This is a genomic window from Pseudomonas sp. GZJR-8 (genome assembly GCF_002916705.1).
In the GTDB taxonomy this organism is placed as follows: Bacteria; Pseudomonadota; Gammaproteobacteria; order Pseudomonadales; family Pseudomonadaceae; genus Aquipseudomonas; species Aquipseudomonas synxantha_A.
Window position 1 is genome coordinate 123,711 of the sequence record NZ_JXSI01000007.1, and the last position, 23,526, is coordinate 147,236.

Consider the following 23,526-nt stretch of genomic DNA (forward strand, 5'->3'; position numbering starts at 1 on the left):
ACGCCCAGCTCCGTGAGGAGGCTGGGCGTTTTCTGGAACGTAAAGCGAATTAACGCTTCGAGTACTGCGGACGCTTACGCGCTTTACGCAGACCGACTTTCTTACGTTCAACTTCACGAGCATCGCGAGTAACGAAGCCAGCTTTGCGCAGAGCGCCACGCAGGGTTTCGTCGTACTGCATCAGAGCGCGAGTGATACCGTGGCGGATTGCGCCAGCTTGACCACTTACACCGCCACCGATAACGGTGACGTAGATGTCGAACTTTTCAACGGTCTCGGTCAATTCCAGCGGCTGACGAACTACCATGCGGGCAGTTTCGCGACCGAAGAAGTTGTCCAGGGAGCGGTTGTTGATCGAGATGTTACCAGTGCCCGGACGCAGGAAAACGCGTGCGGTTGCGGTTTTGCGACGGCCAGTGCCGTAATTTTGAGTCGCCGACATAATGAACTATTCCGTTAAAACTTCAGTTCTTGGGGCTGCTGAGCAGCATGAGGGTGTACAGCGCCCGCATAGACTTTCAGCTTGCGAAACATATCGCGACCCAGTGGGCCCTTCGGCAGCATGCCTTTGACCGCGATTTCGATCGGGGCTTCAGGCTTCTTGGAGATCAGGCCTTCAAAGTTGGAAGACTTGATACCGCCTGGGAAACCGGAGTGACGGTAGTACATTTTGTCTTGCGCTTTGTTGCCGGTAACACGTACCTGCTCAGCGTTGATGATCACGATGTAGTCACCGGTATCAACGTGCGGGGTGTATTCAGGCTTGTGCTTGCCACGCAGACGGCTGGCGACTTCAGTGGCCAGACGACCCAGGGTCTGACCAGCGGCGTCGACGACAAACCAGTCGCGCTGAACTGTTTCCGGTTTTGCAGTAAAAGTTGTCATTCTTTAATAGCCTCAGGGGCCGCCCTGTAAATTAGACGGCGGATCTTACTGAATAGTGCGTACTTTGACAAGTCAAAGGCAGCCGGATACAGACGCTATCGGGGGCTCGGGTCGGCGCGTCCGTTCAACGGCAAGATTCTTCGGCAGGCGGCGCATCACTTCCACTGCAGAAAGAGGTGGGCAATTATGCAGATTGCGAAAAAAAATTCAACCTGCTTTTATGATTGTTTTCCCCTGAAGGAGTACCCGATGGATTACCGACAGCTGGGCCGCACCGATCTGAACGTCAGCGCCATCGCGTTGGGCACCATGACCTGGGGCGAGCAGAACAGCGAGGCAGAGGCTTTCGCGCAGATCGAACGGGCAAAGGGCGCGGGGATCAACTTCCTCGATACCGCAGAAATGTACCCGGTACCGCCCAAGGCCGACACCTATGCCACCACCGAACGCTACATCGGCAACTATTTCAAAAGCCGTGGCGACCGCGCCGACTGGATCCTCGCCAGCAAGATCGCCGGCCCCGGCAACACCATCGACTACATCCGCGATGGCTACCTGCGTCACAACCGCAAGCACATCACCCAGGCGCTCGACGCCAGCCTCAAGCGCCTGCAGACCGACTGGATCGACCTCTACCAACTGCACTGGCCGGAACGCAGCACTAATTTCTTCGGCCAACTGAGCTACAAGCACAAGGACGAAGACGACCTCACCCCCCTGGAAGAAACCCTCGAAGCCCTGGATGAACAGGTCAAGGCCGGCAAGATCCGCCACATCGGCCTGTCCAACGAAACCCCATGGGGCACCATGAAGTTCCTCGCCCTGGCCGAAGCCCGTGGCTGGCCGCGCGCGGTGTCGATCCAGAACCCATACAACCTGCTCAACCGCAGCTTTGAAGTGGGCCTGGCAGAAATCGCCATCCGTGAGCAGTGCGGCTTGCTGGCCTACTCACCACTGGCGTTCGGCATGCTCAGCGGCAAGTACGAAGGCGGCGCACGGCCGGCCAAGGCACGCCTGACCGAGTACAGCCGGTTCAGCCGTTACTTCAACCCGCAGTCGGAGGCGGCGTGCAGCCGCTATGTGGCATTGGCGCGGGAACATGGCCTGGACCCGGCGCAGATGGCCCTGGCGTTTGTGACGCAGCAGCCGTTTGTGACCAGCAATATCATTGGGGCTACGTCGCTGGAACAGTTGGATAGCAACATTGCCAGTGCCGAGTTGAAACTGTCGAAAGAGGTGTTGGAAGGGATTGAGGCGATTCAAAAGGATCATCCAAACCCCGCGCCTTGATTGACCTTCAGACCGCCATCGCAGGCAAGCCAGCTCCCACATGTTGATCTGTGAATACCGTCAAATGTGGGAGCTGGCTTGCCTGCGATGAGGCCATCAAGAGCACCAGACAATCAAAGTGCCCGCGCAATAATCTCCTTCATGATCTCATTGGTTCCCGCATAAATGCGCTGCACCCGCGCATCCGCCCAGGCCCGGGCAATCGGGTATTCCCACATGAAGCCGTAGCCGCCGTGCAACTGCACGCACTCATCGAGCACCTTGCATTGCAGGTCCGTGGCCCAGTACTTGGCCATCGCCGCTGTCGGCACGTCCAGCTTGCCCTCTAGGTGCAACGCCATGCATTTGTCGACAAACACACGGCCGATCTGAATCTCGGTGGCCATCTCGGCCAGCTTGAATCGGGTGTTCTGGAAGTCGGCAATCGCCTTGCCGAACGCCTTGCGCTCGCGGGTGTAATCCAGGGTCCATTGCAATGCCGCTTCGGCTGAAGACAGTGCGCCTATCGCTACGGTCAAACGCTCTTGAGGCAGTTCCTGCATCAGGTATGCGAAGCCCATACCGGCCTGGCCCAGCAAGTTTTCCTTGGGCACCCGCACGTCCTGGAAAAACAACTCCGAGGTGTCCTGGGCCTTCATGCCGACTTTCTCCAGGCGCTTGCCCTTGTCGAAACCGGGCGTGCCAGCCTCCACCAGAAACAGGCTGGTGCCCTTGGCGCCGGCCTTGGGATCGGTCTTGGCGACTACGATCACCAGATCGGCCAAGTAACCGTTGGTGATAAAGGTCTTGGAGCCGTTGATGACGTACTCATCGCCGTCCAGCACTGCAGTGGTCTTGACCCCTTGCAGGTCGGAACCGGCGCCCGGCTCGGTCATGGCAATGGCCGTAACCATCTCCCCGCAGATCAACTTGGGCAGGTATTTGTGCTTAAGCGCTTCACTGCCGTAATGCAGGATGTAGGGCGCGACGATATCCGAGTGCAGAGAAAAGCCGATGCCGGTCAACCCCAGGCGGCTGACTTCTTCGATCACCACCGCGCTGTAGAGGAAATCTGCGCCCAGGCCGCCATATTCCTCCGGCAGGTGGGAACACAACATCCCCGCCTCCCCCGCCTGGTTCCACAGGCTACGGTCGATATAGCCCTGCTTTTCCCATTGCCCATGAAAGGGCGCGGCGTGTTTTTCGAGGAAGGTGCGCACGCTCTCGCGGAAGAGTTCGTGCTCCGAGCTGAACAAGGTTCTGGGGATCATGGGTCACCTGCGTGGATTGTCGGACAAGGACGAGCCCACAGAGCCTATGCCCCGATGGCGTCACGGGACACTGGACACATGCGACAAAAAATAAGACGATCCAGCCGTCTGGTGACCACTTTCCCCTATAAGAATAAATGAAATTATGTCTAACCAAATCTCCACGCCCCTGCGGCGCGTCAGCATTTTGGCCATTGATCGGGTATTCGCTTCCACCCTCATGCAAGCCAAGGATTTCTTCCATCTGGCCAGCCTGCGTTACGGTAAACAGCAGGGCCTGGGCTTGACCCCAGGGTTCGATACGCGCCTGGTCAGCCCCGACGGGCAATCCGTGCGCAGCTTCAGCGATGTGATCATGCCGGTGGACGGCGGCCTGGAGGATGCCGATATCATCGTGCTGCCGGCCTTCTGGGACGACTTCGACGCCCTGTGCACCCGCTACCCGCAAGTGTTGCCGTGGCTACGCGAACAACATGCCCGCGGCGCCGTGCTGTGCGGTGAAGCCACCGGGGTGTTCTGGCTGGCCGAAGCCGGGCTGCTCGATGGCAAGGAGGCGACCACCTACTGGCGGTTCTTCAATGCTTTCAGCGAGCGCTTCCCCAAGGTGCAGCTCAACCAGGACAAGCACCTGACCGATGCCGATAACCTGTATTGCGCCGGCGGCACCACCTCGGCCTGTGACCTCTACATCTACCTGATCGAACGCTTCTGCGGCGCCAACATCGCCCAGGCCGTGGCCCGCGACATCCTCTATGAGGTGCAGCGCAGCTATTCGCCGGGGCGTATCGGTTTTGGCGGCCAGAAGCTGCACCAGGACGTGATCATCCTGCAGATCCAGCACTGGCTCGAAGAACACTTCGCCGACAAGTTCCGCTTCGAAGACGTCGCCCGGGAACACGGCATGAGCATCCGCAACTTCATGCGGCGCTTCCAGACCGCCACCGGTGACAAGCCGCTGCATTACCTGCAACGGTTGCGCATCGAGACGGCAAAGGGCCTGCTCTCAGGCAGCCGCAAGAGCATCAAGACCATCAGTTATGAGGTGGGTTACGACGATGCGAGTTTCTTTGCGCGGTTGTTCAGGCAGCACACGGAGTTGTCGCCGAACCAGTATCGCCAGCAATTTCAGCAAGCCGCCTAACTGAAGGAACACAGAAAACAAAGTGGGAGGGGCGGTGCGACGATTCGACTTGCTCCCGATTGCGCTGGGTCAGTCACATCTACAGTGACTGACACTCCGAAATCGGGAGCAAGCCCCCTCCCACATTGGATCTCCATTGAGCTGGAGATTGATTAAGGCTTGTGTCCGCGCGACAGGAACTCGTGGGACTGCATTTCAAGCAGGCGGCTCAAGGTGCGCTGGAATTCGAAGTTCAAGCGACCGCCGGTGTACAGGTCCTTGAGCTCGACTTCCGCCGAGATGATCAACTTGACGTTACGGTCGTAGAATTCGTCGACCATGTTGATAAACCGCCGCGCAATATCGTCGGTGGTCACGCCCATCTGCTCGACGCCGCTCAAGATCACCGCGTGGAAGATCTTGCCCAGCTCAATGTAGTCGTTCTGGCTGCGCGGGCCGTCGCACAGCTGGCGGAACTCGAACCAGGCCACGTCATCGCAGGTGCGCAAGGCGATGATTTCGCGGTTCTCGATCATCAGCTTGTCGTTTTCCACCGCCTGGGTGCATTCCGGCGTCAGGGCGCGGAAGCTTTTTTTCAGGCTGTCGTGCGCCGCTTGGTTCAGCGGGAAGTGGAACAGCTCGGCTTGCTCCAGGTGGCGCAGGCGGTAATCGACGCCGCTGTCGACGTTGACGATATCGGTGTTCTGCTTGATCAGCGCAATGGCCGGCAGGAAGCGCGCACGCTGCAGGCCGTCCTTATACAGGCCGTCAGGCACAATGTTCGACGTGGCCACCAGGGTCACACCGTTCTTGAACAGCTCTTCCATCAGCGTGCCAAGGATCATGGCGTCGGTGATGTCGGAGACGAAGAACTCATCGAAGCAGATCACCCGCGCTTCTTGGGAGAAGCGCTTGGCGATGATGGTCAGCGGGTTTTTCTCGCCCGGCAGGGTTTTCATCTCTTCGTGCACGCGCTTCATGAAGCGGTGGAAGTGAGTACGGACCTTTTCCTTGAATGGCAGCGCTTCAAAGAAGGTGTCTACCAGATAAGTCTTGCCCCGGCCGACGCCACCCCAGAAGTACAGGCCCTTGACCGGCGTGTGATCTTTCTTGCCAAACAGCTTGCTGAACATCCCTGGTTTGCTTTGCGAGGCCGCGACCAGATCGTCGTACAGGCGCTGCAAATGACGCACAGCATTTTCCTGGGCTGCGTCATGGAAGAATTCAGGGCGTTTCAGATCAGCTTGATATCGTTCTAGGGGCGTCATAATTTCGTTAGCAAGGCAACAAAAACGGGCCGACACTGTAACGACGGCCCTGGAGAATGGCAATCAACCCTTGGTCGGGTTAATCCTCGATTGGGGCCAACGCAGCGCGCAAGGCTTCGATGGCCGCGTCACGCGATGCTTGATCGGCGTACTCGGCACTGTCAGCCACGGCGGCGCCGTCCAGCCATACGCTGAAGCTCAGAGCCTGCGCACGCACGTCCAGCGCATCACCACTTTGCAATTGTTTGGTCACAGCGCCAGCCGCTTTGCCATCGGCAAAGTTGCGCGACAGCAACAGTTGCTCACCATCAGCGGCCAGCAGGCGGAAGCGGAAGCTGCCATCGTCTTCACGAAAACTCACAAAACGCGCAGCCTTCGCCGCTTTTTTCTTGGTGGCAGCCGGCGCCGCAGCCTGGTTGACGAACGAACGCAGGCCCACCGCCTCACGCAACTCGGCGAGGAATGGCGCGGCCACGGCACGGGCTTTCTTGGCGCCGACCAGCAGCAGGTCTTCCATATCGGAGGGGCGCGACATCAGTTGGTGGTAACGCTCGCGCGCTTCACCAAGTTGGCCGTCGAGCAGTTGGAACAGACGATTCTTCGCCTCGCCCCAGCCCAGGCCTTGCAGCAGCTCGCCACGGAATTCTTCTTCCTGCGCCTTGGTCGCGAACGCCTGGTACAGGGTGAACAGGTGCGAATTGTCCGGGTCCTTGGCTTCGCCCGGAGCACGCGAGTCGGTCACGATCCGCGAGATCGCGTCTTTCATGTCCTTGGCGCTGGTGAACAACGGGATGGTGTTGTCGTAGCTCTTGGACATCTTGCGGCCATCCAGGCCCGGCAAGGTGGCGACGCTTTCTTCGATCAGCGCCTCGGGCATGGTGAAGAATTCTTTACCGTTGCCGAACAAGTGGTTGAAACGCTGGCCGATGTCGCGAGCCATTTCCACGTGCTGGATCTGGTCGCGACCGACTGGCACCTTGTGCGCGTTGAACATCAGGATGTCAGCGGCCATCAGCACCGGGTAGCTGTACAGGCCCATGCTGATGCCCGCATCCGGGTCTTCGCCGTTTTCCACGTTCTTGTCCACCGACGCCTTGTACGCATGGGCGCGGTTGAGCAGGCCCTTGGCGGCAACGCAGGTCAGCAGCCAGGTCAGCTCGGGAATCTCCGGGATGTCCGACTGGCGATAGAAGGTCACACGGTTCACATCCAGGCCACCGGCCAGCCAGGTCGCGGCGATTTCCATGCGCGAGCGCTGGATGCGCTGCGGGTCGTCGCACTTGATCAGCGCGTGGTAGTCGGCCAGGAAGTAGAAGGAGTCGGCATTCGCGTCTTCGCTGGCGAGGATCGCCGGGCGAATCGCACCGGCGTAGTTGCCCAGGTGCGGCGTGCCGGTGGTGGTAATGCCGGTGAGGATTCGGGTACGGGTCGTCATGGGTGATCGCTTGTCATCAATTCGAAAGGCGTGGCAGCACCAGATCCTTGAGATCGGTCAGCTTGCCATGAAAAAAGTGTCCGCATTCTGCCACTTTCAGCAACTCATGGGGGCGTTTCAGGGCGGCGGACCAGTCGTAGACCAATTGCGGGTCGACCACTTCATCGCTTTCCGGTTGGATCAGGGTCAACGGGCAGCCTTGGGGCAACACATCTGCATCGCCAAGGCGCATCACGGCGGCAGCCACCATAAACAGGTGCGCAAGCTTTTCACCCTTGGCTTCCAGACGGCCGCCGAGACTGGCCGCGACATAGCCACCGAAGGAAAAACCCAACAAGGTGATCGGCAGTTCGGGATGTTTTGCCCGCAGCCAGGTGACGGCCGCTTCGGCATCGTCGACCTCACCACTGGCCATATCGTGTGTACCGGCGCTGGCACCGACGCCACGATAATTGAAACGCAAAGTAATCAAACCGGCATCGCGCGCAGTGCGTTGCAGGGTCGACACCACTTTATTGAGCATGGTCCCACCCTGCACCGGGTTAGGGTGGCAGATCAGCGCCAGGCCACGTGGTTCGGGGTGATCCAGGTACAAGGCTTCCAATTGGCCCACCGGGCCATCGATCAAAACGGGGGTTTCACGCATGAGCAAGGATGAACTCCGTGACCTCTCAAGGGGTCGACTCGTCTAGCTAAAAGTCTGTGCATGGCATCATTGCGAGCTTAATCGCGGTATACAGCGCAGGTTTGAGCCGTTAACGTAAAGCAAAGCCGTTTATAGAGGAAGGACTCGTGGAACACTCGCTCTTAGTTTGGTTGTTGCCGACTCTTGCCCTGGTTGCCGGTGTCGCCATTGGATTCCTGGTTGCCCGCCTGCTGCCGAATGCCGCGCCTAACCGCACGCAGCGTCAGCTGGATGACATTCAGGAACGTTTTGACAGTTATCAGAACGAGGTTGTTACCCACTTCAACAGCACCGCGACCCTGGTCAAGAAGCTCACCCAGAGCTACCAGGAAGTACAGGATCACCTCGCCGAAGGCGCTAATCGCCTGGCCCTCGACGACATCACCCGCCAGCGCCTGCTGGCTGCGCTGCATTCCGATGCACCGCAAACCCCACGGGAACGCCTGACCCCGCCTCGGGAAAACCAGGAGCCACCACGGGACTACGCGCCAAAAACGCCGAACGCCCCAGGAATGCTGGATGAGCATTACGGCTTGAAGAAGTAAGTCATCTTCGAGCATTAAAAAAGCCCGGCTGATCAATGATCAGCCGGGCTTTTTTTGGGCGCCACTTCAAGAACAATGCAGATCAATGTGGGAGGGGGCTTGCTCCCGATAGCAGTGGATCAGCCAATGCATCTGTTACTGACAGGCTGCCATCGGGAGCAAGCCCCCTCCCACACTCACCGAGGATGAGCTCAAGTGAGTTGTTGCTCCTGCAACCGCCCACCCTCGATGCGTACATGCCGCCCATGGAAACGCTTGAGGCTGCTGCGGTGGCCGACGCTGACGATGCTCAATCCCGGCAATTCATCGATCAATGCCTGGTACAACGTTGCCTCATCCTCTTCATCCATCGCCGAAGTGGCTTCATCCATATACAGCCACTGCGGTGCGAACAACAACGCACGGGCAAAGGCCAGGCGCTGTTGCTCACCCGGCGAAAGCATGCGTTGCCAGTGGTTGGCTTCATCCAGACGATTGAGCAGGTGCGGCAGGCGGCAGGTTTGCAGGACCTGTGCATAACGTTCTGCCGGATAGACGCTGTCGTCTTGTGGATAACTCAGCACCGCCTTGAGCGTACCAATCGGCAGGTAAGGCTTCTGCGGCAGGAACAGGTAGCGCGTCGCCGGCAACCGAATGCTGCCATGACCTGCGGGCCAAAGATGGCCCATCGCCCGCAACAAGGTGCTCTTGCCGCTACCGGAACGCCCGCTGAGCATCACGCGCTGGCCAGGCTCCACGGTCATGTCGGCGTCCGTGAGCAGGTGACGGCCGTCGGCCAGGTCCATGCCCAGATCCGTGATCACCAGGCGCTCGCCGTCAGGGCGCACATCGATGGCCGGGGCTCGCTGCTCGTTGTCGCTCATGGCTTGCTGGAAACTCAGCAGGCGATCACTGGTGGCGCGCCATGTCGCCAGTTCCGAGTAGGCGTTGATAAACCAGCTGAAGTTTTCCTGCACGTTGCCAAACGCCGAGTTGATTTGCATCAGCTCGCCCAGCTCGATTTTGCCGGTGAAGTAGCGCGGCGCGGCCACGATAAACGGGAAGATGATCGCAATCTGGCTGTAGCCGGCGGTGAAAAAGGTCAGGCGCTTGGACACTTTCATGATGTCCCAGAAGTTGTGCCAGACCTTGCCGAAGCGCGTACTCAGGCGTTGTCTTTCATTGGGCTCGCCGTTGTACAGGGCAATGCTCTCGGCATTCTCACGCACCCGCACCATGGAAAAACGCAGGTCTGCCTCGAAGCGTTGCTGTTGGTTGCTCAGGCCGATCAAGCGTCGGCCGATCAGGTGCGTCAGCCAACTGCCCACGGTGGCGTACAGCAGCGCGCACCAGAACATATAGCCGGGGATGGTGATGCCAAACACTTCGATGCTGCCCGATACGCCCCACAGGATGATCGAGAACGACACCAGGCTGACCACATTACGCAGCAACCCAAGGCCGAGGCTCAAGGTGCCGGAGGTGAAGTTGTTGAGGTCTTCGGAAATCCGCTGGTCTGGGTTGTCGGTATAACCACCCTGTTCCAGCTGGTAGTAATTCTTGTGGGCCAGCCACCGGGTGAAGTGTTTTTCGGTGAGCCAGGCGCGCCAGCGGATCGTCAGCATCTGGGTCAGATAGAGACGGTAGACCGCGCCGAGAATCGCCACCGCCGCAATGCCGCCGAAATAACCTATCAGTTGCCAGAAGGCGGCGGTGTCCTTCTTCTCCAGGGCGTTGTAGAAATCCTTGTACCAGTGATTGATCCACACGGAAATCGCCACGCTGAACAGCGACAGGCCAATCACTGCAGCCAGCAACAGCCAGGCCCTGCCCTTCTCTTCGCTACGCCAATACGGTGTGATCATGGCCCAGGTTCGGCGGAAGAATTGCCCCCGCACCGCGTCGTTGATCGCGGAGTACTCAGCGTTCTGGTTCATTGTTCAGGCTCGGCAGGAAAAACATCACAGGCGTTTGAACCGATCATAGGTGATCGGTTCGCGCATCCGTGCAGCCTGAAGCAGGTTGTTCAGTGTTCGTTCAGCGTCGTACCGGGCGCTTCTGCAACTTGCGCTGCAAGGTACGGCGGTGCATGCCTAAAGCACGGGCAGTGGCGGAGATATTGCCTTCGTGCTCGGTCAGCACGCGCTGGATATGCTCCCATTGCAGGCGGTCCACCGACATCGGGTTTTCCGGTACCAGGGTGTCGAGGTCGGCGTGCTCGGAAAGCAGAGCGGCCAGCACGTCGTCGGCGTCCGCCGGCTTGCACAGGTAGTTGCAGGCGCCGCGCTTGATCGCCTCGACAGCGGTGGCGATGCTGGAGTAACCGGTGAGGATCACCACGCGCATTTCGGGGTCGAGCTCCAGCAGCTTGGGCAGCAGCACCAGGCCGGAGTCGCCGTCCATTTTCAGGTCGAGGGCGGCGTAGTCGGGCAGGTCGGCCTGGGCGATGGTCAGGCCTTCTTCGGCAGACCCTGCGGTGCTGACGCGAAAACCGCGACGGCTCATGGCGCGCGCCATCACGCGGGTAAAGGTGGCATCGTCATCTACCAGCAACAGGTGCGGCAGTTCTTCGCCTTCGACTTGGATCTCGTCACTCATCGATATCTCCTCGTGCGACACGGGGCAGGCGCAGCTCGGTGAGCGTGCCACCTTCCTCATGACTATAGAGCTTCACTGAGCCGCCCGCGCGGGTCACGCTGGCCTTGCTCAAAAACAGGCCCAGGCCGAAGCCTTTGCCCTTGGTGGTAAAGAAGGGTTTGCCGATCTGCTCGGCAATGGCCAGCGGCACGCCCGCGCCGTGGTCACGAATGCTGATGGTGATGTTTTCGGCGTCCCAGTCCAACTGTACACCGAGCCCTTCAGGGCAGGCGTCAGCGGCGTTGTTCAGCAAGTTGAGCAGCGCCTGGGTCAGGTCTGGCGGTGGCGCCAGGCGCGGCACGCTGCCTTGGCCCAACAGGTTGAAGCGGTAACTGGCCTCGGGGCGCATCAGGTGCCAACGGTTCAGGGCTTCATCGAGCCATTGGGTCACATCCTGCATTTCAACCGCGAGGCGGCGATTGGCTTCGGCGGCACGCACCAGTTGCTGCAGCGTCAGCTTGCATTGCTTGACCTGTTCCTGCAGCACGCTCAAGTCGTCTTGCAGCGCGGGGTCGTGATGGTCCTGGGTCATTTCCTTGAGCAGCACGCTCATGGTCGCCAACGGCGTACCCAATTCATGGGCGGCACCGGCGGCCTGGGTGGCGACGGCCAGCAATTGCTGGTCGCGCAGCCCTTCTTCGCGGCGAATGGCGCGCAGCTCTTCCTGGCGACGCAGCTCTTCGGCCATACGTGCGGCGAAAAAGGTAATGACGGCGGCAGACAGGGCAAAACTCAACCACATCCCGTAGATTTGCAGGTTTTCCCGGGCGATAGGGAAGGTCTGCAACGGGTAGAACTGAGCCAGCAACAGGGTGTACAGCGTCAGCGCGATCCCCGAAAGCACCACCGAGTAGCGCCATGGCAACGTCACCGCAGCGATGGTCAGTGGCACCAGGTAATATGAAACGAACGGGTTGGTGGACCCACCGGAGAAGTACAGCAACACGCTGTGGATAAACAGGTCGCAAGCCAGTTGCAGGGCATATTCCAACTCGGTCACCGGCCAGGTGGTGCGCAGCCGTATGGCGGTAAATGCACACAACACGGTGGAAAAACCCAGGGTCACAGCCAGTTGCAGCCAGGGCAGCGGCAGCAGGTCGAACCAATAGGCAAGCCCGACGGAACCGGCCTGTGCGGCCAATACCAGGGTGCGAATGAACGTCAGGCGCCAGAGGTTCTGGCGAGTGGCGGAAGTCAGTTTTACGGCGGCGAGCATGAGCTCTCCCGATGAGCGCTGCAGGCGGATCGGCACGAGTATAAACGAAGCGGACCTGCTGGCACGGCGCGTGTGGCTCTTTGACGCAGGCCGGCTAAATGACCGTTCGTCGGCGCCCGCATAACTTGTTGGTAATGTGTAAACCCGAAGAACCCTATGCCAGCGTCTACAGTCATACCGAGCACGACTACCTCAAGGAGCTTCCATGTCTCGTTTCATTCGCAGTGCAGCCATCATCACTCTCAGCGCCAGCGCCATTGCCAGCCTGCCGGCCATGGCCGCCGATGCACTGAACTACAACCAGATCTCCCTGCGCGCCGAAGTCAGCCAGGAAGTAGCCCGCGACAAGATGATCGTCACCCTCTATACCGAGTCGCAAAACGCCGACCCGGCCAAGCTTGCCGCTGAAATCACCACCACCATGAACACAGCCTTAGGCCAGGCCCGCGAAGTCAAAGGCGTGACCCTGCGCCAGGGCAGCCGTAACAGCTACCCGATCTACGACAACAAGAACCAGAAGATCACCGGCTGGCGTGAGCGCGCCGAACTGCGCCTGGAAAGCGCGGACTTCCCGGCGCTGTCCAAGCTCACCGGCGAGCTGTTGAACACGCTGAAAATGGAAAACATGGACTTCGCCATCGCCGATGCCACGCGCAAGGCCAGCGAAGATGCGTTGCTCAAGGACGCGGTTACTGCGTTCAAGGCCCATGCGCAACTGGCTACCGATGCACTGGGCGGCAAGGGTTACAAGATCGTCAATCTGAACTTCAACACCAATGGTTACCCGATGCCTTATGCCCGTGGCGGCATGATGATGAAGGCGGCCATGGCAGACTCTGCACCGACGCCTGACGTTGAAGCAGGCACCAGCCAAGTGAGCATGAGCGCCGATGGAGTGATCGAAGTTTTACCGTAAGTCTTCGCGAGACCAACACGGCGTAACCTTCACCGGTTACGCTGTGGTGTTGCCGCCCACGGAACACTCAGACCGCTACCACACACCAAGTAACTTGATACTACAGCCTTACTCTAATCTATCTAAACCTCGCCCTCACGACACCACTCGTCAAACATTACGAATGCAGGCCTGGAACTTACGACACTCAACTTCCCACCCAGGGTTGCCATGCACATCATCTTGAATCAGAACATCGAACAGGTTATTTGCCACACACGGACGTACTGACAACAGAACATTACACATATCGATTTCTTTGTTTCTCGATGAACGGCAGTTATTTACCCAATAATTAATGTGAGTCGATAATGAATATAACGCCGTCTCTCGCTCCCACACTCGTCGTTCCCTCTTTCCCTCCCACACACGATCGCCAGCATCGAGCGCTGGATGATTTGCCCGCAACGCAAACCCGGCAGCAGGCAGAAGAAACCTCTTCAAAACATTCAAAAAAAATGCTCGACCCCCCCCCGTTCCCCTTGCCTACACCCGCCCATGAGCTCGATGCTTCCAAAAGCATCATCTATGGGTCAGTCAACGTTATTCCGCCAAACGCGGGTTATACACAGCAAGAGCGAATGCATCGTATCGATGCCTATGCCGGTCGAGTCGTCGCGCACATTCAACACATCGAAAATGGCAGCGACGCAGAACGCAATATCAAGTTCCAGCAAACTCGCCTGTTTCTTGAACCCGCAGGTTACTTCAGCGGCGGGTTGCTAGCAGCCGGCTACGATCCCCATGAAAAAATCTCGGTGACCTTCCACTCCTATGTAGGAATGGGCAAGCCCCAGGAGGAAACCAACAAGGAGGTACGCACCTATTTTGCATGGGAGATTGCAGCCGGCGCTCTTGCGCACGACAAGGTGTCAAGGGGCGGTCCGTTGAACTTCCAGGGCATGCACATCAACCCGCAAGATAAAAACAAGCTCCACGAACTGGAATCCTTGGGCAGCCAACTCCAAGGCCATTGGGAAAATGAAATAGCGGCGCCCATGCGCGACGCCTCGGGGCAACTGGCGAAGCGATCGGGCAAAGCGGATGCCTATGTGTTGCGAGGAATATTACAAAGTCTGCATGACGACAATTCCAGTAACAAACACCTAACCCCCGCTGCGCGGGCCGCCATTGTCCGCACACTTGAAGAAGACGGAAACGCGGTAATCCCCAACATATATGGCTATCCCTTAGAGGGTTATGCATTTATTCCTTATATCAATTATCACGGTGATTATGACCACCGCCCGAATAAGGGACTGATGATTGACTTAAAGAATGGCTCCGCCCGTGAAATACACGGTGATGACGACTTTGCCAGTTGGGCTAAAAACAATCAGGCTCAATTGGTTAGCCGCTTCAACGCTCGTGACAGGCAAGGCGGTCATGATGCTCACTGGGTAGGGGCCGGGTATGTACTCAATGCATTGATTCAGGATAACCGTTCTACGTTTCCAGGAAGAAAAGGCCCGTTCACAGATCAGGCCGTACCGGTCCGGGAGACATTCAATTACACACAATCGCGAGACAGCGATTACTACTTGAAATTTGGCGACCTTAAAAACGGTATTGCCCCCCACTACCAGGCGATAAATGCCAAGAATGCACGCTGGACCGATCAAACCGAGGTCTTTGGCGCCTCCCAACAAAGTTGGAAAGCAGCCAAAGAGTTTTGGGGTAACACGTTTGGTTACTTACCGATCGTAGGCAATGTGGGCAACATTGTCTTCGGCGTACACGATGGCCTCTACGGCAAGACGGCCGATGATCGTGTCGCAGGTAACGCCGCGGCGGTAATTTCCAGCCTGCAGCTGGCGCACGAGATTGCCCCCATTGGAGTGGAAGCCGGACTTGGGGAGGCGGTTTTGACACCTGGCGCTCCCAGCGCAAAACCCTACAGCTGGCGATTCAGTCAGGACACTAGCGATCTTGAACTCGTGCGCACGCCAAACGCGTTGAGCGAGAGTGATATCAACCCGGTTGCAAATCACTCGACGCCCCAAGTGAACCCGTTGCGGCCCAGTCACGCGGGGATGATCAGCGAACATGCCATCCCTGACGGCGAGCAGTTGATTGAAAAGGCCACGCACAACCAGAAGGGCATCTATCAGCTCAAGAACACCGCCACCGGCGAAGATCACTGGTTTATCCGCTACACCGATGGGACAGGCGTCCCTGGCGTATATGAAATAAAAAGCAACTTCAAACCTAGCAATGACTACGTGCAGATTATTGATCGCTCCGGAAAGATTGTATTGACCGTGCATTCAGCCGGTGACGGAAACTGGGTTCGCAATGCAGCCAATGGGGGGGTGAGGTGGCCGTGGCAGCGCTCACCATCGCCGACACCTAGTGAAAATCTGACCCCCCATTTTTCGGACCTGTTCGCCGATGTCGATCAACAGGCCGTGGCACGAGCCGACAGATTCGACCAATTCATGAAAGTGGATGAGACCAGACCTTACGCCGTATCGACCCGCGGCTATGAAGAAAACGGCGTTGTTAAAAGAAAGCTGAATATTGGCTGGGAGGCCCCCAAGGAGAAGTTCGAAGTATTGCCCTCGGAGCGAGCGGCTCCTACGCCTCTGAGCGAGACCAATTATTCAGAGAACTTTCTTCCCGACCTGAATCGTAACAACTACACGGTCATCAAAAGCTCAAAAGGCGGCGATATCGAGGTGCCGTTGGACGCCCGTGCAGACACACCCGAAGCGACAAGACTGAGCCGTCTAAAGCAATTCGAGAAAGAGATTCCCGATGCACAACTGCGATCCCGTATCTCCGAGGTTGCCCATCAAGGATCAGTATTTCCCGCCAATTGGGAGTTGCTCCAAAGCTTGAAAGAAGGCTACGGCGTCACAGCAAGCAATACTTCTTACTTTATTGATTACGACCCGATAAACAGTGAAGCCCGAGTCAAAGTCGTCACCACGTGGTTTGTAAGCGATGTCAGCGATCACGTTCCAAAAGTGATTCCGGATTTAGAAGCAACCACCGTCAGAACCTTCACCATTCGCGAGAACAATGATGTGTCCGGCGACCTTTACACGATTGACGATTACGCTCCCACTCAACTGGAAGTCTCGATCCCCGATGATCTCCCTCAGTAATCAAGGCCCCCTTTGATGCAGATGTCCCTACCTGAGTAACCAGAACGGCGGTAACCTCGGTGACCGCCGTTTTCGTTTAGGCAGCTTTGGTCTGCCTGCCATTTCAGGGGTCTCCATGGAAAGAATCGCCGTCAAGCCACTGCTCCTCGCCGCAAGCCTACTGGCTTTTATGCCGATGGCTCAGGCCGCAACCACCCTGGTCTACTGCTCCGAAGCCAGCCCCGCCGGGTTCGATCCCAGCCAGTACACCAGCGGCACCGATTTTGACGCGTCCGCCGAAACCGTGTTCAACCGTCTGACTCAGTTCAAGCGCGGTGGCACCGAGGTAGAACCGGGTCTGGCCACGAACTGGGATGTATCCAAGGACGGCCTGACGTATACCTTCCACCTGCGCGATGGCGTCAAGTTCCACACCACCGACTTCTTCACCCCGACCCGTGATTTCAACGCCGATGATGTGTTGTTCACCTTCAATCGCTTGCTCGATGCCGACAGCCCGTTTCGCAAGGCCTACCCCTCCGAATCGCCCTACTTCACTGACATGGGCTTGAACGCCACGATCAAGAGCGTCGACAAACTCGACGAACACACCGTGCGTTTCAACCTGAACAATGTCGATGCTTCATTCGTACAGAACCTGGCGATGAGTTTCGCCTCGGTGCAATCGGCCGAATACGCCGCCCAGCTGTTGAAAGAGGGCAAGGCCGAGCAGATCAATCAAAAGCCCATCGGCACCGGGCCGTTTGTGTTCAAGCGTTACCAGAAAGATGCGCAGATCCGGTATGTGGCCAACACACAATACTGGAAGCCCGAGGACGTAAAGCTCGATAACCTGGTATTTGCGATCACCCCGGACGCCGCTGCGCGCCTGCAAAAACTAAAGGCCGGTGAATGCCAGGTCAGCGGTTACCCACGTCCTGCCGACATCGACGTGATGAAGCAAGATCCCAATCTGCGCGTGCTGCAACAAGCGGGTTTCAATCTGGGCTTCCTGGCCTACAACGTAACGCACCCGCCGCTGGACCAACTCAAGGTGCGCCAGGCGCTGGACATGGCGATCGACAAACCAGCAATCATCAAGGCCGTTTACCAGAGCGCCGGACAATTGGCGCAGAACGCATTGCCGCCGGCGCAGTGGTCTTATGACCCAGGCATCAAGGATGCCCCCTACGATCCGACCAAAGCCCGGTTGCTACTAAAAGAAGCAGGGGTTGCACCAGGTACCACCATCAATCTGTGGGCGATGACCGTGCAACGCGCCTCCAACCCCAATGCGCGGATGTCCGCACAAATGATCCAACAGGATTGGGCCAAGGTCGGCATCAAAGCCAACATCGTCAGCTATGAGTGGGGCGAGTACATCAAACGCGCTAAAAATGGCGAACACGACGCAATGATTTACGGCTGGACCGGCGATAACGGCGACCCGGATAACTGGCTCGGCGTGCTCTACAGTTGTGCCGCGGTCAAGGGCAGCAACTATGCCAAATGGTGTAACCCGGCCTACGACAAACTGGTGCAGCAAGCCAAGGTCAGCAATGATCGCGAGCAGCGTATCAAGTGGTATCAACAGGCGCAGAAAATCCTTAAGGAACAGGTACCTATAACGCCTATTGCGAACTCGACGGTTTTCCAGCCCCTGCGCAAGGAAGTGCGCGACTTCAAGATCAGCCCGTTTGGACTGACGCCCTTCTACGGCGTGAGTCTAGATAAGTAACATCAACGCCCCAACCGAGTGCGCTAGACGCCTCGGCTGGGCTTTTTTGGTGCGCACATTGCACCGAAAAAAACCATCAAATCGACGCATTTATGGCAAAACTTTCATAATTGCGACATTCCTGTACGTTCGTACCACTGTTTACCGCTAGTAACCGTTCAGCATCTTGCATTGGGTATGGCGCCTGCATAAGTATCCGCAGGCCGACTCACGAGGTCGCCCTCACCACCAAAAATGACAACAAATCATGAGGCCAACATGCTTAAACACGCAGTCCTTCCGTTATTAGTGAGCGCTGGCCTTATGGCCGCAGCCCCCGTAGCCCTGGCGGCAACTAACCTGGTGTTCTGCTCCGAAGGGAGCCCGGCCGGTTTCGACCCAGGCCAGTACACCACCGGAACAGACTTCGATGCCTCGGCCGAAACCATGTTCAACCGTCTGAGCCAGTTCGAGCGTGGCGGCACCGCCGTCGTTCCTGGCCTGGCCACCAGCTGGGATGTGTCGCCGGACGGCCTGACGTATACCTTCCACCTGCGCGAAGGCGTCAAGTTCCACACCACCCCGTACTTCAAGCCTACTCGTGAATTCTCGGCTGACGACGTACTGTTCACCTTCAACCGGATGATCAACAAAGACGATCCGTTCCGTAAGGCCTACCCCACCGAGTTCCCGTACTTCACGGACATGGGGATGGACACCAACATCAAGAACATCGAGAAAGTCGATGATCACACCGTCAAGTTCACCCTTGGCACCGTGGACGCGGCTTTCATCCAGAACCTGGCCATGAGCTTTGCTTCGATCCAGTCCGCTGAATATGCCGCGCAATTGTTGAAGGAAGGCAAACCCGCCGACATCAACCAGAAGCCGGTCGGCACTGGCCCGTTCGTGTTCAAGAGCTACCAGAAAGATTCGAACATTCGTTACACCGGCAACAAGGACTACTGGAAACCTGAAGACGTGAAGATCGACAACCTGATCTTCGCCATCACCACTGACCCGTCGGTGCGTATCCAGAAGCTCAAGAAAAACGAATGCCAGATCACTCTGTTCCCACGTCCGGCCGACCTAAAGGCGCTGGGCGAAGACAAAGACCTGAAGCTGCCGCACCAGGCCGGTTTCAACCTGGGCTATGTGGCCTACAACGTGATGGACAAGGTCAAGGGCAGCGACCAGCCTAACCCGCTGGCTGACCTGCGCGTACGCCAGGCGCTGGACATGGCGGTGAACAAGCAGCAGATCATTGACTCCGTGTACCAGGGCGCCGGCCAACTGGCCGTCAACGCCATGCCGCCGACCCAATGGTCCTACGACACCAGCATCAAGGACGCTAAGTACGACCCAGAGAAAGCCAAGGCGCTGCTCAAGGAAGCCGGCGTCAAGGAAGGTACCGAAATCGTCCTGTGGGCCATGCCGGTTCAGCGTCCGTACAACCCGAACGCCAAGCTGATGGCTGAGATGCTGCAGAACGACTGGTCCAAGATCGGCCTGAAGGTCAAGATCACCAGCTACGAATGGGGCGAGTACATCAAGCGTTCCAAAGGCGGCGAGAACCAGGCCATGATCATTGGCTGGAGCGGCGACAATGGTGACCCGGACAACTGGCTGAACGTGCTGTTCGGCTGCGACTCGCTGTCGGGCAACAACTTCTCCAAGTGGTGCGACAAGAAATTCGACGGCATCGTGAAAGAAGCCAAGGCCACATCGGATGTCGCCAAACGCACCGAGCTGTACAAGCAGGCGCAACATATCCTCAAAGATGCAGTCCCGATGACACCTATCGCGCACTCGACGGTGTATCAACCCATGCGTAATACCGTACAGGACTTCAAGATCAGCCCATTTGGCTTGAACTCCTTCTACGGCGTTAGCGTAAGCGGCAAGTAAGGATCAATAACGGCGACGTTTCACAACGTCGCCGTTATTCCATCCGCCAGGGCCATAGGAAACAGACCACATTTGTAAGCGTTGCCGTCCTACAGCAACGAACTGCGCCTTGTGTCTCCGTTACCTACAAGTCCAGTCAGAATTGGCGCATTTACTGCAAGGTCCGCGTCCCATAACGTCGTAGGACAGCAGAGGCATCACTCTGGGAAATGGCACTTGCTGTGCGTGGGATCAGTGATGTCTTCCTGGCCATGGCCAGCGGGAGGGTTGCTGTTGATAACTACAAACAAGGATCGGGATCGTCATGCGCCATACCACTGTTCTATCCGCGATGTTTGCCACCAGCCTGCTGGCCGTGGCCACGATGGGCCAGGCCGCCGAAAAGAAGAGCCTGGTGTTCTGCTCCGAAGGCAGCCCGGCAGGGTTTGACACTGCGCAATACACCACGGCCACCGACAACGATGCGGCAGAGCCTTTGTACAATCGCCTGGTTGAATTCGAAAAAGGCGCGACCGACGTAGTACCTGGGCTGGCGACCAAATGGGATATTTCGCCAGATGGCCTGACCTACACCTTCCACCTGCGTGAGGGGGTGAAGTTCCACAGCAACAAGGAATTCAAGCCGACGCGCGACTTCAACGCCGACGACGTGCTGTTCACCTTCAACCGCATGCTTGACCCCGAGCATCCATTCCGCAAGGCCTACCCTACCGAGTTTCCGTACTTCAACGGGATGAGCCTGAACAAGAATATCGCCAAGGTCGAAAAAACCGACCCGCACACGGTGGTGATGACCTTGAACACGGTCGATGCCGCGTTCGTACAGAACATCGCCATGAGTTTCGCTGCAATCCTGTCCGCCGAATACGCCGAGCAGTTGCTCAAGCAAGGCAAGCCCAGCGACATCAACCAGAAGCCGATCGGCACTGGCCCATTTGTGTTCCAGCGTTACCAGAAAGACTCGCAGATACGTTACGTGGGCAACAAACAGTACTGGGACCCGAGCCGCGTCAAGCTGGACCAACTGATCTTCGCCATCAACACCGACGCCTCGGTACGGGTGCAGAAGCTCAAGGCCGGCGAATGCCAGGTCACCCTGCATCCGCGCCCCGCCGATGTAGACGCGCTGAAGGCCGACCCGAACCTGCAACTGCTGACCAAGCCTGGCTTCAACCTCGGCTACATCGCCTACAACGTGCGCCACAAGCCGTTCGACCAGCTTGAAGTGCGCCAGGCGCTGGACATGGCGGTGAACAAGCAGAGCATCCTCAACGCTGTGTACCAGGGCGCAGGGCAACTGGCGGTCAACGCCATGCCGCCGACACAGTGGTCCTACGACGACAGCATCAAGGACGCCGCCTACAACCCGGAAAAAGCCAAGGAGCTGCTCAAGGCCGCCGGCGTCAAGGAAGGCACCGAGATCACCCTGTGGGCGATGCCGGTACAACGTCCGTACAACCCCAACGCCAAGCTGATGGCCGAGATGCTGCAGAACGATTGGGCCAAGATCGGCCTGAAAGTCAAAATCGTCAGCTACGAATGGGGCGAGTACATCAAGCGCACCAAGAACGGTGAGCATGATGTCAGCCTGATTGGCTGGACCGGCGACAACGGTGATCCGGACAACTGGTTGGGCACCCTCTACAGCTGCGACGCCATCGGCGGGAACAACTACTCCATGTGGTGTGACCCGGCGTACGACAAGCTGATCAAGCAAGCCAAGGTCGTGACCGACCGCGAACAAAGGACTGTTCTATACAAACAGGCGCAGCAACTGCTCAAGCAGCAGGTGCCGATCACGCCAGTCGCCCACTCGACGGTCAACCAGCCGTTAAGCGCCAAAGTCGAAGGTTTCAAGGTGAGCCCCTTCGGCCGCAACGTGTTCTCGGGCGTCAGCATTACCCCATAAGAAAATAACCGGATTGCGGGGAGCGAAGTTCGCTTCCCGGCAAACGCGCAGGCTTTTGTTGGGAAAATTCCTACGCCAAACGTTTGCACAGGCTTGAACGAGTTCCACACCCAATAGCCGGTTCACCTAAAAAGACCGGCATTAAAAAAGAGAACCAAAGGAGCTTCACCCATGAAACTGAGCAGCAAAGCGCTTCTGGCCCTGGCCATCAGCAGCATCACGGCAACCGCCTACGCTGAAACGCAAAGCCAGGACTTCGTTCCTACCACGTTGGCCGGCACCAGCGCCCAAAGCGAGGCTAAAGGCTTCGTTGAAGACTTCAGCCTTGGCGGCACCACACGTAACTGGTACTCCCATGAAAGCAAATACCGTGGGGGCACCTTCGCGTACCAGAAGCATGGCCAGACCCTGACCGATCGTAACCGTACCAACTGGGTACAGGGCACCATCCTCAAAGCCAGCTCGGGTTTCACCCAGGGCACCGTCGGCGTCAAGACCGAAGTAGCGGTTTACAACGCTCTGGTACTGGACCGCAGCAAGCGTGATATCAAGGGCGGCTCCAACCGTACCCTGGCGGACTCCAACGGTGACGCCGTAGACCAGTGGAGCAAACTGGGCCTGGCCAACGTGCAGTTCCGCGTGTCCAACACCACCTTGACCGCCGGTCGCCAGAACTTCAGCAGCGGCATCGTCGACACCATCGGCAACCGTGCCCTGCCTTCAAGCTTCCAGGGTGTGAGCTTCAACAGCGAAGAGTTCAGCAACCTGTCGTTCCAGGGCGGCGTGTTTGACCGCGTTTCGCCACGTAGCGAACAGAGCCTGTCGAAATTCCGCACCGAATACGGCAATGGCGCGGAAACCGATAAAGTCTATACCCTGGGCGCGAACTACCAGCCGCTCAAAAGCCTGAAAACCAGCTTCTTCGCCGCCAACGTGAAAGACTTCTGGAACCAGTACTACTTCGGCGCCACCCACGAGCTGGGCGACGCGCAGCAGTTGGGCCTGACCACCGGCTTCAACTACTACAAGACTGTCGATGAAGGCAAAAAAGAGATGGGGGAAATCGATAACGATACCTTCTCCCTCTCCCTGGGCCTGACTCACCAGGCACACAGCCTGACCTTCGGCTACCAGCAAGTGAACGGTAACGAGTACTTCGACTACCTGCACGAAACCAACGGCATCTACCTGGCCAACTCCCTGACGTCGGACTTCAACGGCCCGAACGAGAAATCCTTCCAGATCGCCTATGCCATCAACATGGCTGAATACGGCGTACCCGGCCTGAAGTTCAACGCCTACTCGGCACGCGGCTGGGGCATCGACGGTACCCACTACACCGGCAACAATGGCCGGGCCAAGTTTGCCTATGACGGCATCCAGTCCCAGGACGGCGAGAAGCACCAGGAATACGGTGTAGGCGCCTCTTACGCGCTGCAGAGCGGCCCACTCAAAGCCACCACTGTGCGCGCAACCTATGTTGAGCACCGCGGCAGCGAGTTCCAGTCCGACGGCAGCATCAAAGAGTTCCGTCTGGTCACCACCATCCCGTTCAACATCCTTTAATTAGCGCCAGGCAGGCGGCGAGCTCAGGACGAGCCCGCCGTCTACGCTTTTCTGGTTCCATCGATTGCAGAG

At 57.9% G+C, this 23,526-nt stretch carries 18 protein-coding genes; 9 read left to right on the forward strand and 9 right to left on the reverse strand.

Going from position 1 to position 23,526, the window contains the following annotated elements:
• Positions 1-49 precede the first annotated feature (49 nt).
• A complete protein-coding gene (gene rpsI / locus TK42_RS15740) occupies positions 50-442 on the reverse strand; it encodes a 30S ribosomal protein S9 (RefSeq protein ID WP_002555064.1) in 393 nt (130 codons plus the stop codon).
• A gap of 14 nt (positions 443-456) precedes the next feature.
• Positions 457-885, reverse strand: a complete 429-nt coding sequence (gene rplM, locus TK42_RS15745) for a 50S ribosomal protein L13 (RefSeq protein WP_003171742.1) — start codon at positions 883-885, stop codon at positions 457-459.
• A 249-nt stretch (positions 886-1,134) separates the two neighbouring features.
• Between rplM and TK42_RS15750 the strand changes: the two genes are divergently transcribed.
• Positions 1,135-2,175, forward strand: a complete 1,041-nt coding sequence (locus tag TK42_RS15750; protein ID WP_032877805.1) for an NADP(H)-dependent aldo-keto reductase — start codon at positions 1,135-1,137, stop codon at positions 2,173-2,175.
• Positions 2,176-2,288: 113 nt separating this feature from the next.
• Here the strand turns inward: TK42_RS15750 and TK42_RS15755 are convergent, their stop codons facing one another.
• Entirely contained in the window at positions 2,289-3,425 is a 1,137-nt protein-coding gene (locus tag TK42_RS15755) for an acyl-CoA dehydrogenase family protein (protein ID WP_032877806.1), read from the reverse strand.
• 244 nt (positions 3,426-3,669) lie between these two features.
• Here TK42_RS15755 and TK42_RS15760 point away from each other — a divergent pair, with 244 nt between their 5' ends.
• On the forward strand, positions 3,670-4,566 hold the full coding sequence (locus TK42_RS15760) for a GlxA family transcriptional regulator (protein WP_177327423.1): 897 nt from the start codon (positions 3,670-3,672) through the stop codon (positions 4,564-4,566).
• A gap of 152 nt (positions 4,567-4,718) precedes the next feature.
• On the opposite strand, the gene zapE is transcribed toward TK42_RS15760, so the two are convergent.
• From zapE to TK42_RS15775, 3 genes are all read right to left on the reverse strand, one after another.
• Positions 4,719-5,813: a cell division protein ZapE gene (gene zapE / locus TK42_RS15765; protein ID WP_005784768.1), complete on the reverse strand. Its 1,095-nt coding sequence runs from the start codon at positions 5,811-5,813 to the stop codon at positions 4,719-4,721.
• 79 nt (positions 5,814-5,892) lie between these two features.
• Positions 5,893-7,248, reverse strand: coding sequence for a tryptophan--tRNA ligase (locus tag TK42_RS15770; RefSeq protein WP_103734635.1), 1,356 nt, complete (start codon positions 7,246-7,248; stop codon positions 5,893-5,895).
• A gap of 16 nt (positions 7,249-7,264) precedes the next feature.
• Positions 7,265-7,894, reverse strand: coding sequence for an alpha/beta hydrolase (locus TK42_RS15775; RefSeq protein ID WP_005784765.1), 630 nt, complete (start codon positions 7,892-7,894; stop codon positions 7,265-7,267).
• Between the two features lie 146 nt (positions 7,895-8,040).
• On the opposite strand from TK42_RS15775, the gene TK42_RS15780 reads away from it, so the two are divergent.
• Positions 8,041-8,478, forward strand: a complete 438-nt coding sequence (locus TK42_RS15780; RefSeq protein ID WP_005784763.1) for a YhcB family protein — start codon at positions 8,041-8,043, stop codon at positions 8,476-8,478.
• 191 nt (positions 8,479-8,669) lie between these two features.
• Here TK42_RS15780 and TK42_RS15785 read toward each other — a convergent pair whose 3' ends face one another.
• The 3 genes from TK42_RS15785 to TK42_RS15795 all read right to left on the reverse strand — a co-directional run bounded on the left by TK42_RS15785 (position 8,670) and on the right by TK42_RS15795 (position 12,310).
• Positions 8,670-10,394, reverse strand: coding sequence for an ABC transporter ATP-binding protein/permease (locus tag TK42_RS15785; RefSeq protein WP_032877808.1), 1,725 nt, complete (start codon positions 10,392-10,394; stop codon positions 8,670-8,672).
• 100 nt (positions 10,395-10,494) lie between these two features.
• On the reverse strand, positions 10,495-11,055 hold the full coding sequence (locus TK42_RS15790; protein ID WP_003171731.1) for a response regulator transcription factor: 561 nt from the start codon (positions 11,053-11,055) through the stop codon (positions 10,495-10,497).
• Complete coding sequence (locus TK42_RS15795) at positions 11,048-12,310, reverse strand: ATP-binding protein (protein WP_032877809.1); 1,263 nt, start codon at positions 12,308-12,310, stop codon at positions 11,048-11,050. The genes TK42_RS15790 and TK42_RS15795 overlap by 8 nt, the downstream gene beginning before the upstream one ends.
• Before the next feature lie 205 nt (positions 12,311-12,515).
• On the opposite strand from TK42_RS15795, the gene TK42_RS15800 reads away from it, so the two are divergent.
• The 6 genes from TK42_RS15800 (at position 12,516) to TK42_RS15825 (ending at position 23,454) form a co-directional block, all read left to right on the forward strand.
• Positions 12,516-13,226 (forward strand): SIMPL domain-containing protein, encoded by a 711-nt coding sequence (locus TK42_RS15800; protein ID WP_103734636.1) that lies wholly within the window; start codon positions 12,516-12,518, stop codon positions 13,224-13,226.
• A gap of 350 nt (positions 13,227-13,576) precedes the next feature.
• The gene (locus TK42_RS15805; protein WP_103734637.1) at positions 13,577-16,375 is read left to right on the forward strand and encodes a hypothetical protein; all 2,799 of its coding nucleotides are present in this window, start codon (positions 13,577-13,579) and stop codon (positions 16,373-16,375) included.
• A gap of 115 nt (positions 16,376-16,490) precedes the next feature.
• Positions 16,491-18,092: an ABC transporter substrate-binding protein gene (locus TK42_RS15810; RefSeq protein WP_032877812.1), complete on the forward strand. Its 1,602-nt coding sequence runs from the start codon at positions 16,491-16,493 to the stop codon at positions 18,090-18,092.
• A 258-nt stretch (positions 18,093-18,350) separates the two neighbouring features.
• Positions 18,351-19,979 carry an ABC transporter substrate-binding protein gene (locus TK42_RS15815; RefSeq protein WP_005784750.1) on the forward strand — a complete coding sequence of 543 codons (1,629 nt, stop codon included), beginning with the start codon at positions 18,351-18,353 and terminating at the stop codon, positions 19,977-19,979.
• Positions 19,980-20,310: 331 nt separating this feature from the next.
• Positions 20,311-21,888 carry an ABC transporter substrate-binding protein gene (locus tag TK42_RS15820; RefSeq protein WP_371920263.1) on the forward strand — a complete coding sequence of 526 codons (1,578 nt, stop codon included), beginning with the start codon at positions 20,311-20,313 and terminating at the stop codon, positions 21,886-21,888.
• A gap of 171 nt (positions 21,889-22,059) precedes the next feature.
• A complete protein-coding gene (locus TK42_RS15825; RefSeq protein WP_103734638.1) occupies positions 22,060-23,454 on the forward strand; it encodes an OprD family outer membrane porin in 1,395 nt (464 codons plus the stop codon).
• Positions 23,455-23,526 lie beyond the last annotated feature (72 nt).

What these genes read in the sequence shown, in the direction of transcription:
- TK42_RS15805 (WP_103734637.1), top strand. Translation starts at nt 13,577, where the DNA reads ATGAATATAACGCCGTCTCTCGCTCCCACACTCGTCGTTCCCTCTTTC.
- rplM (WP_003171742.1), bottom strand. Translation starts at nt 885, where the DNA reads ATGACAACTTTTACTGCAAAACCGGAAACAGTTCAGCGCGACTGGTTT.
- zapE (WP_005784768.1), bottom strand. Translation starts at nt 5,813, where the DNA reads ATGACGCCCCTAGAACGATATCAAGCTGATCTGAAACGCCCTGAATTC.
- TK42_RS15790 (WP_003171731.1), bottom strand. Translation starts at nt 11,055, where the DNA reads ATGAGTGACGAGATCCAAGTCGAAGGCGAAGAACTGCCGCACCTGTTG.
- TK42_RS15825 (WP_103734638.1), top strand. Translation starts at nt 22,060, where the DNA reads ATGAAACTGAGCAGCAAAGCGCTTCTGGCCCTGGCCATCAGCAGCATC.
- TK42_RS15820 (WP_371920263.1), top strand. Translation starts at nt 20,311, where the DNA reads ATGTTTGCCACCAGCCTGCTGGCCGTGGCCACGATGGGCCAGGCCGCC.
- TK42_RS15815 (WP_005784750.1), top strand. Translation starts at nt 18,351, where the DNA reads ATGCTTAAACACGCAGTCCTTCCGTTATTAGTGAGCGCTGGCCTTATG.
- TK42_RS15755 (WP_032877806.1), bottom strand. Translation starts at nt 3,425, where the DNA reads ATGATCCCCAGAACCTTGTTCAGCTCGGAGCACGAACTCTTCCGCGAG.
- TK42_RS15770 (WP_103734635.1), bottom strand. Translation starts at nt 7,248, where the DNA reads ATGACGACCCGTACCCGAATCCTCACCGGCATTACCACCACCGGCACG.
- TK42_RS15750 (WP_032877805.1), top strand. Translation starts at nt 1,135, where the DNA reads ATGGATTACCGACAGCTGGGCCGCACCGATCTGAACGTCAGCGCCATC.
- TK42_RS15785 (WP_032877808.1), bottom strand. Translation starts at nt 10,394, where the DNA reads ATGAACCAGAACGCTGAGTACTCCGCGATCAACGACGCGGTGCGGGGG.
- TK42_RS15800 (WP_103734636.1), top strand. Translation starts at nt 12,516, where the DNA reads ATGTCTCGTTTCATTCGCAGTGCAGCCATCATCACTCTCAGCGCCAGC.
- TK42_RS15810 (WP_032877812.1), top strand. Translation starts at nt 16,491, where the DNA reads ATGGAAAGAATCGCCGTCAAGCCACTGCTCCTCGCCGCAAGCCTACTG.
- TK42_RS15775 (WP_005784765.1), bottom strand. Translation starts at nt 7,894, where the DNA reads ATGCGTGAAACCCCCGTTTTGATCGATGGCCCGGTGGGCCAATTGGAA.
- rpsI (WP_002555064.1), bottom strand. Translation starts at nt 442, where the DNA reads ATGTCGGCGACTCAAAATTACGGCACTGGCCGTCGCAAAACCGCAACC.
- TK42_RS15795 (WP_032877809.1), bottom strand. Translation starts at nt 12,310, where the DNA reads ATGCTCGCCGCCGTAAAACTGACTTCCGCCACTCGCCAGAACCTCTGG.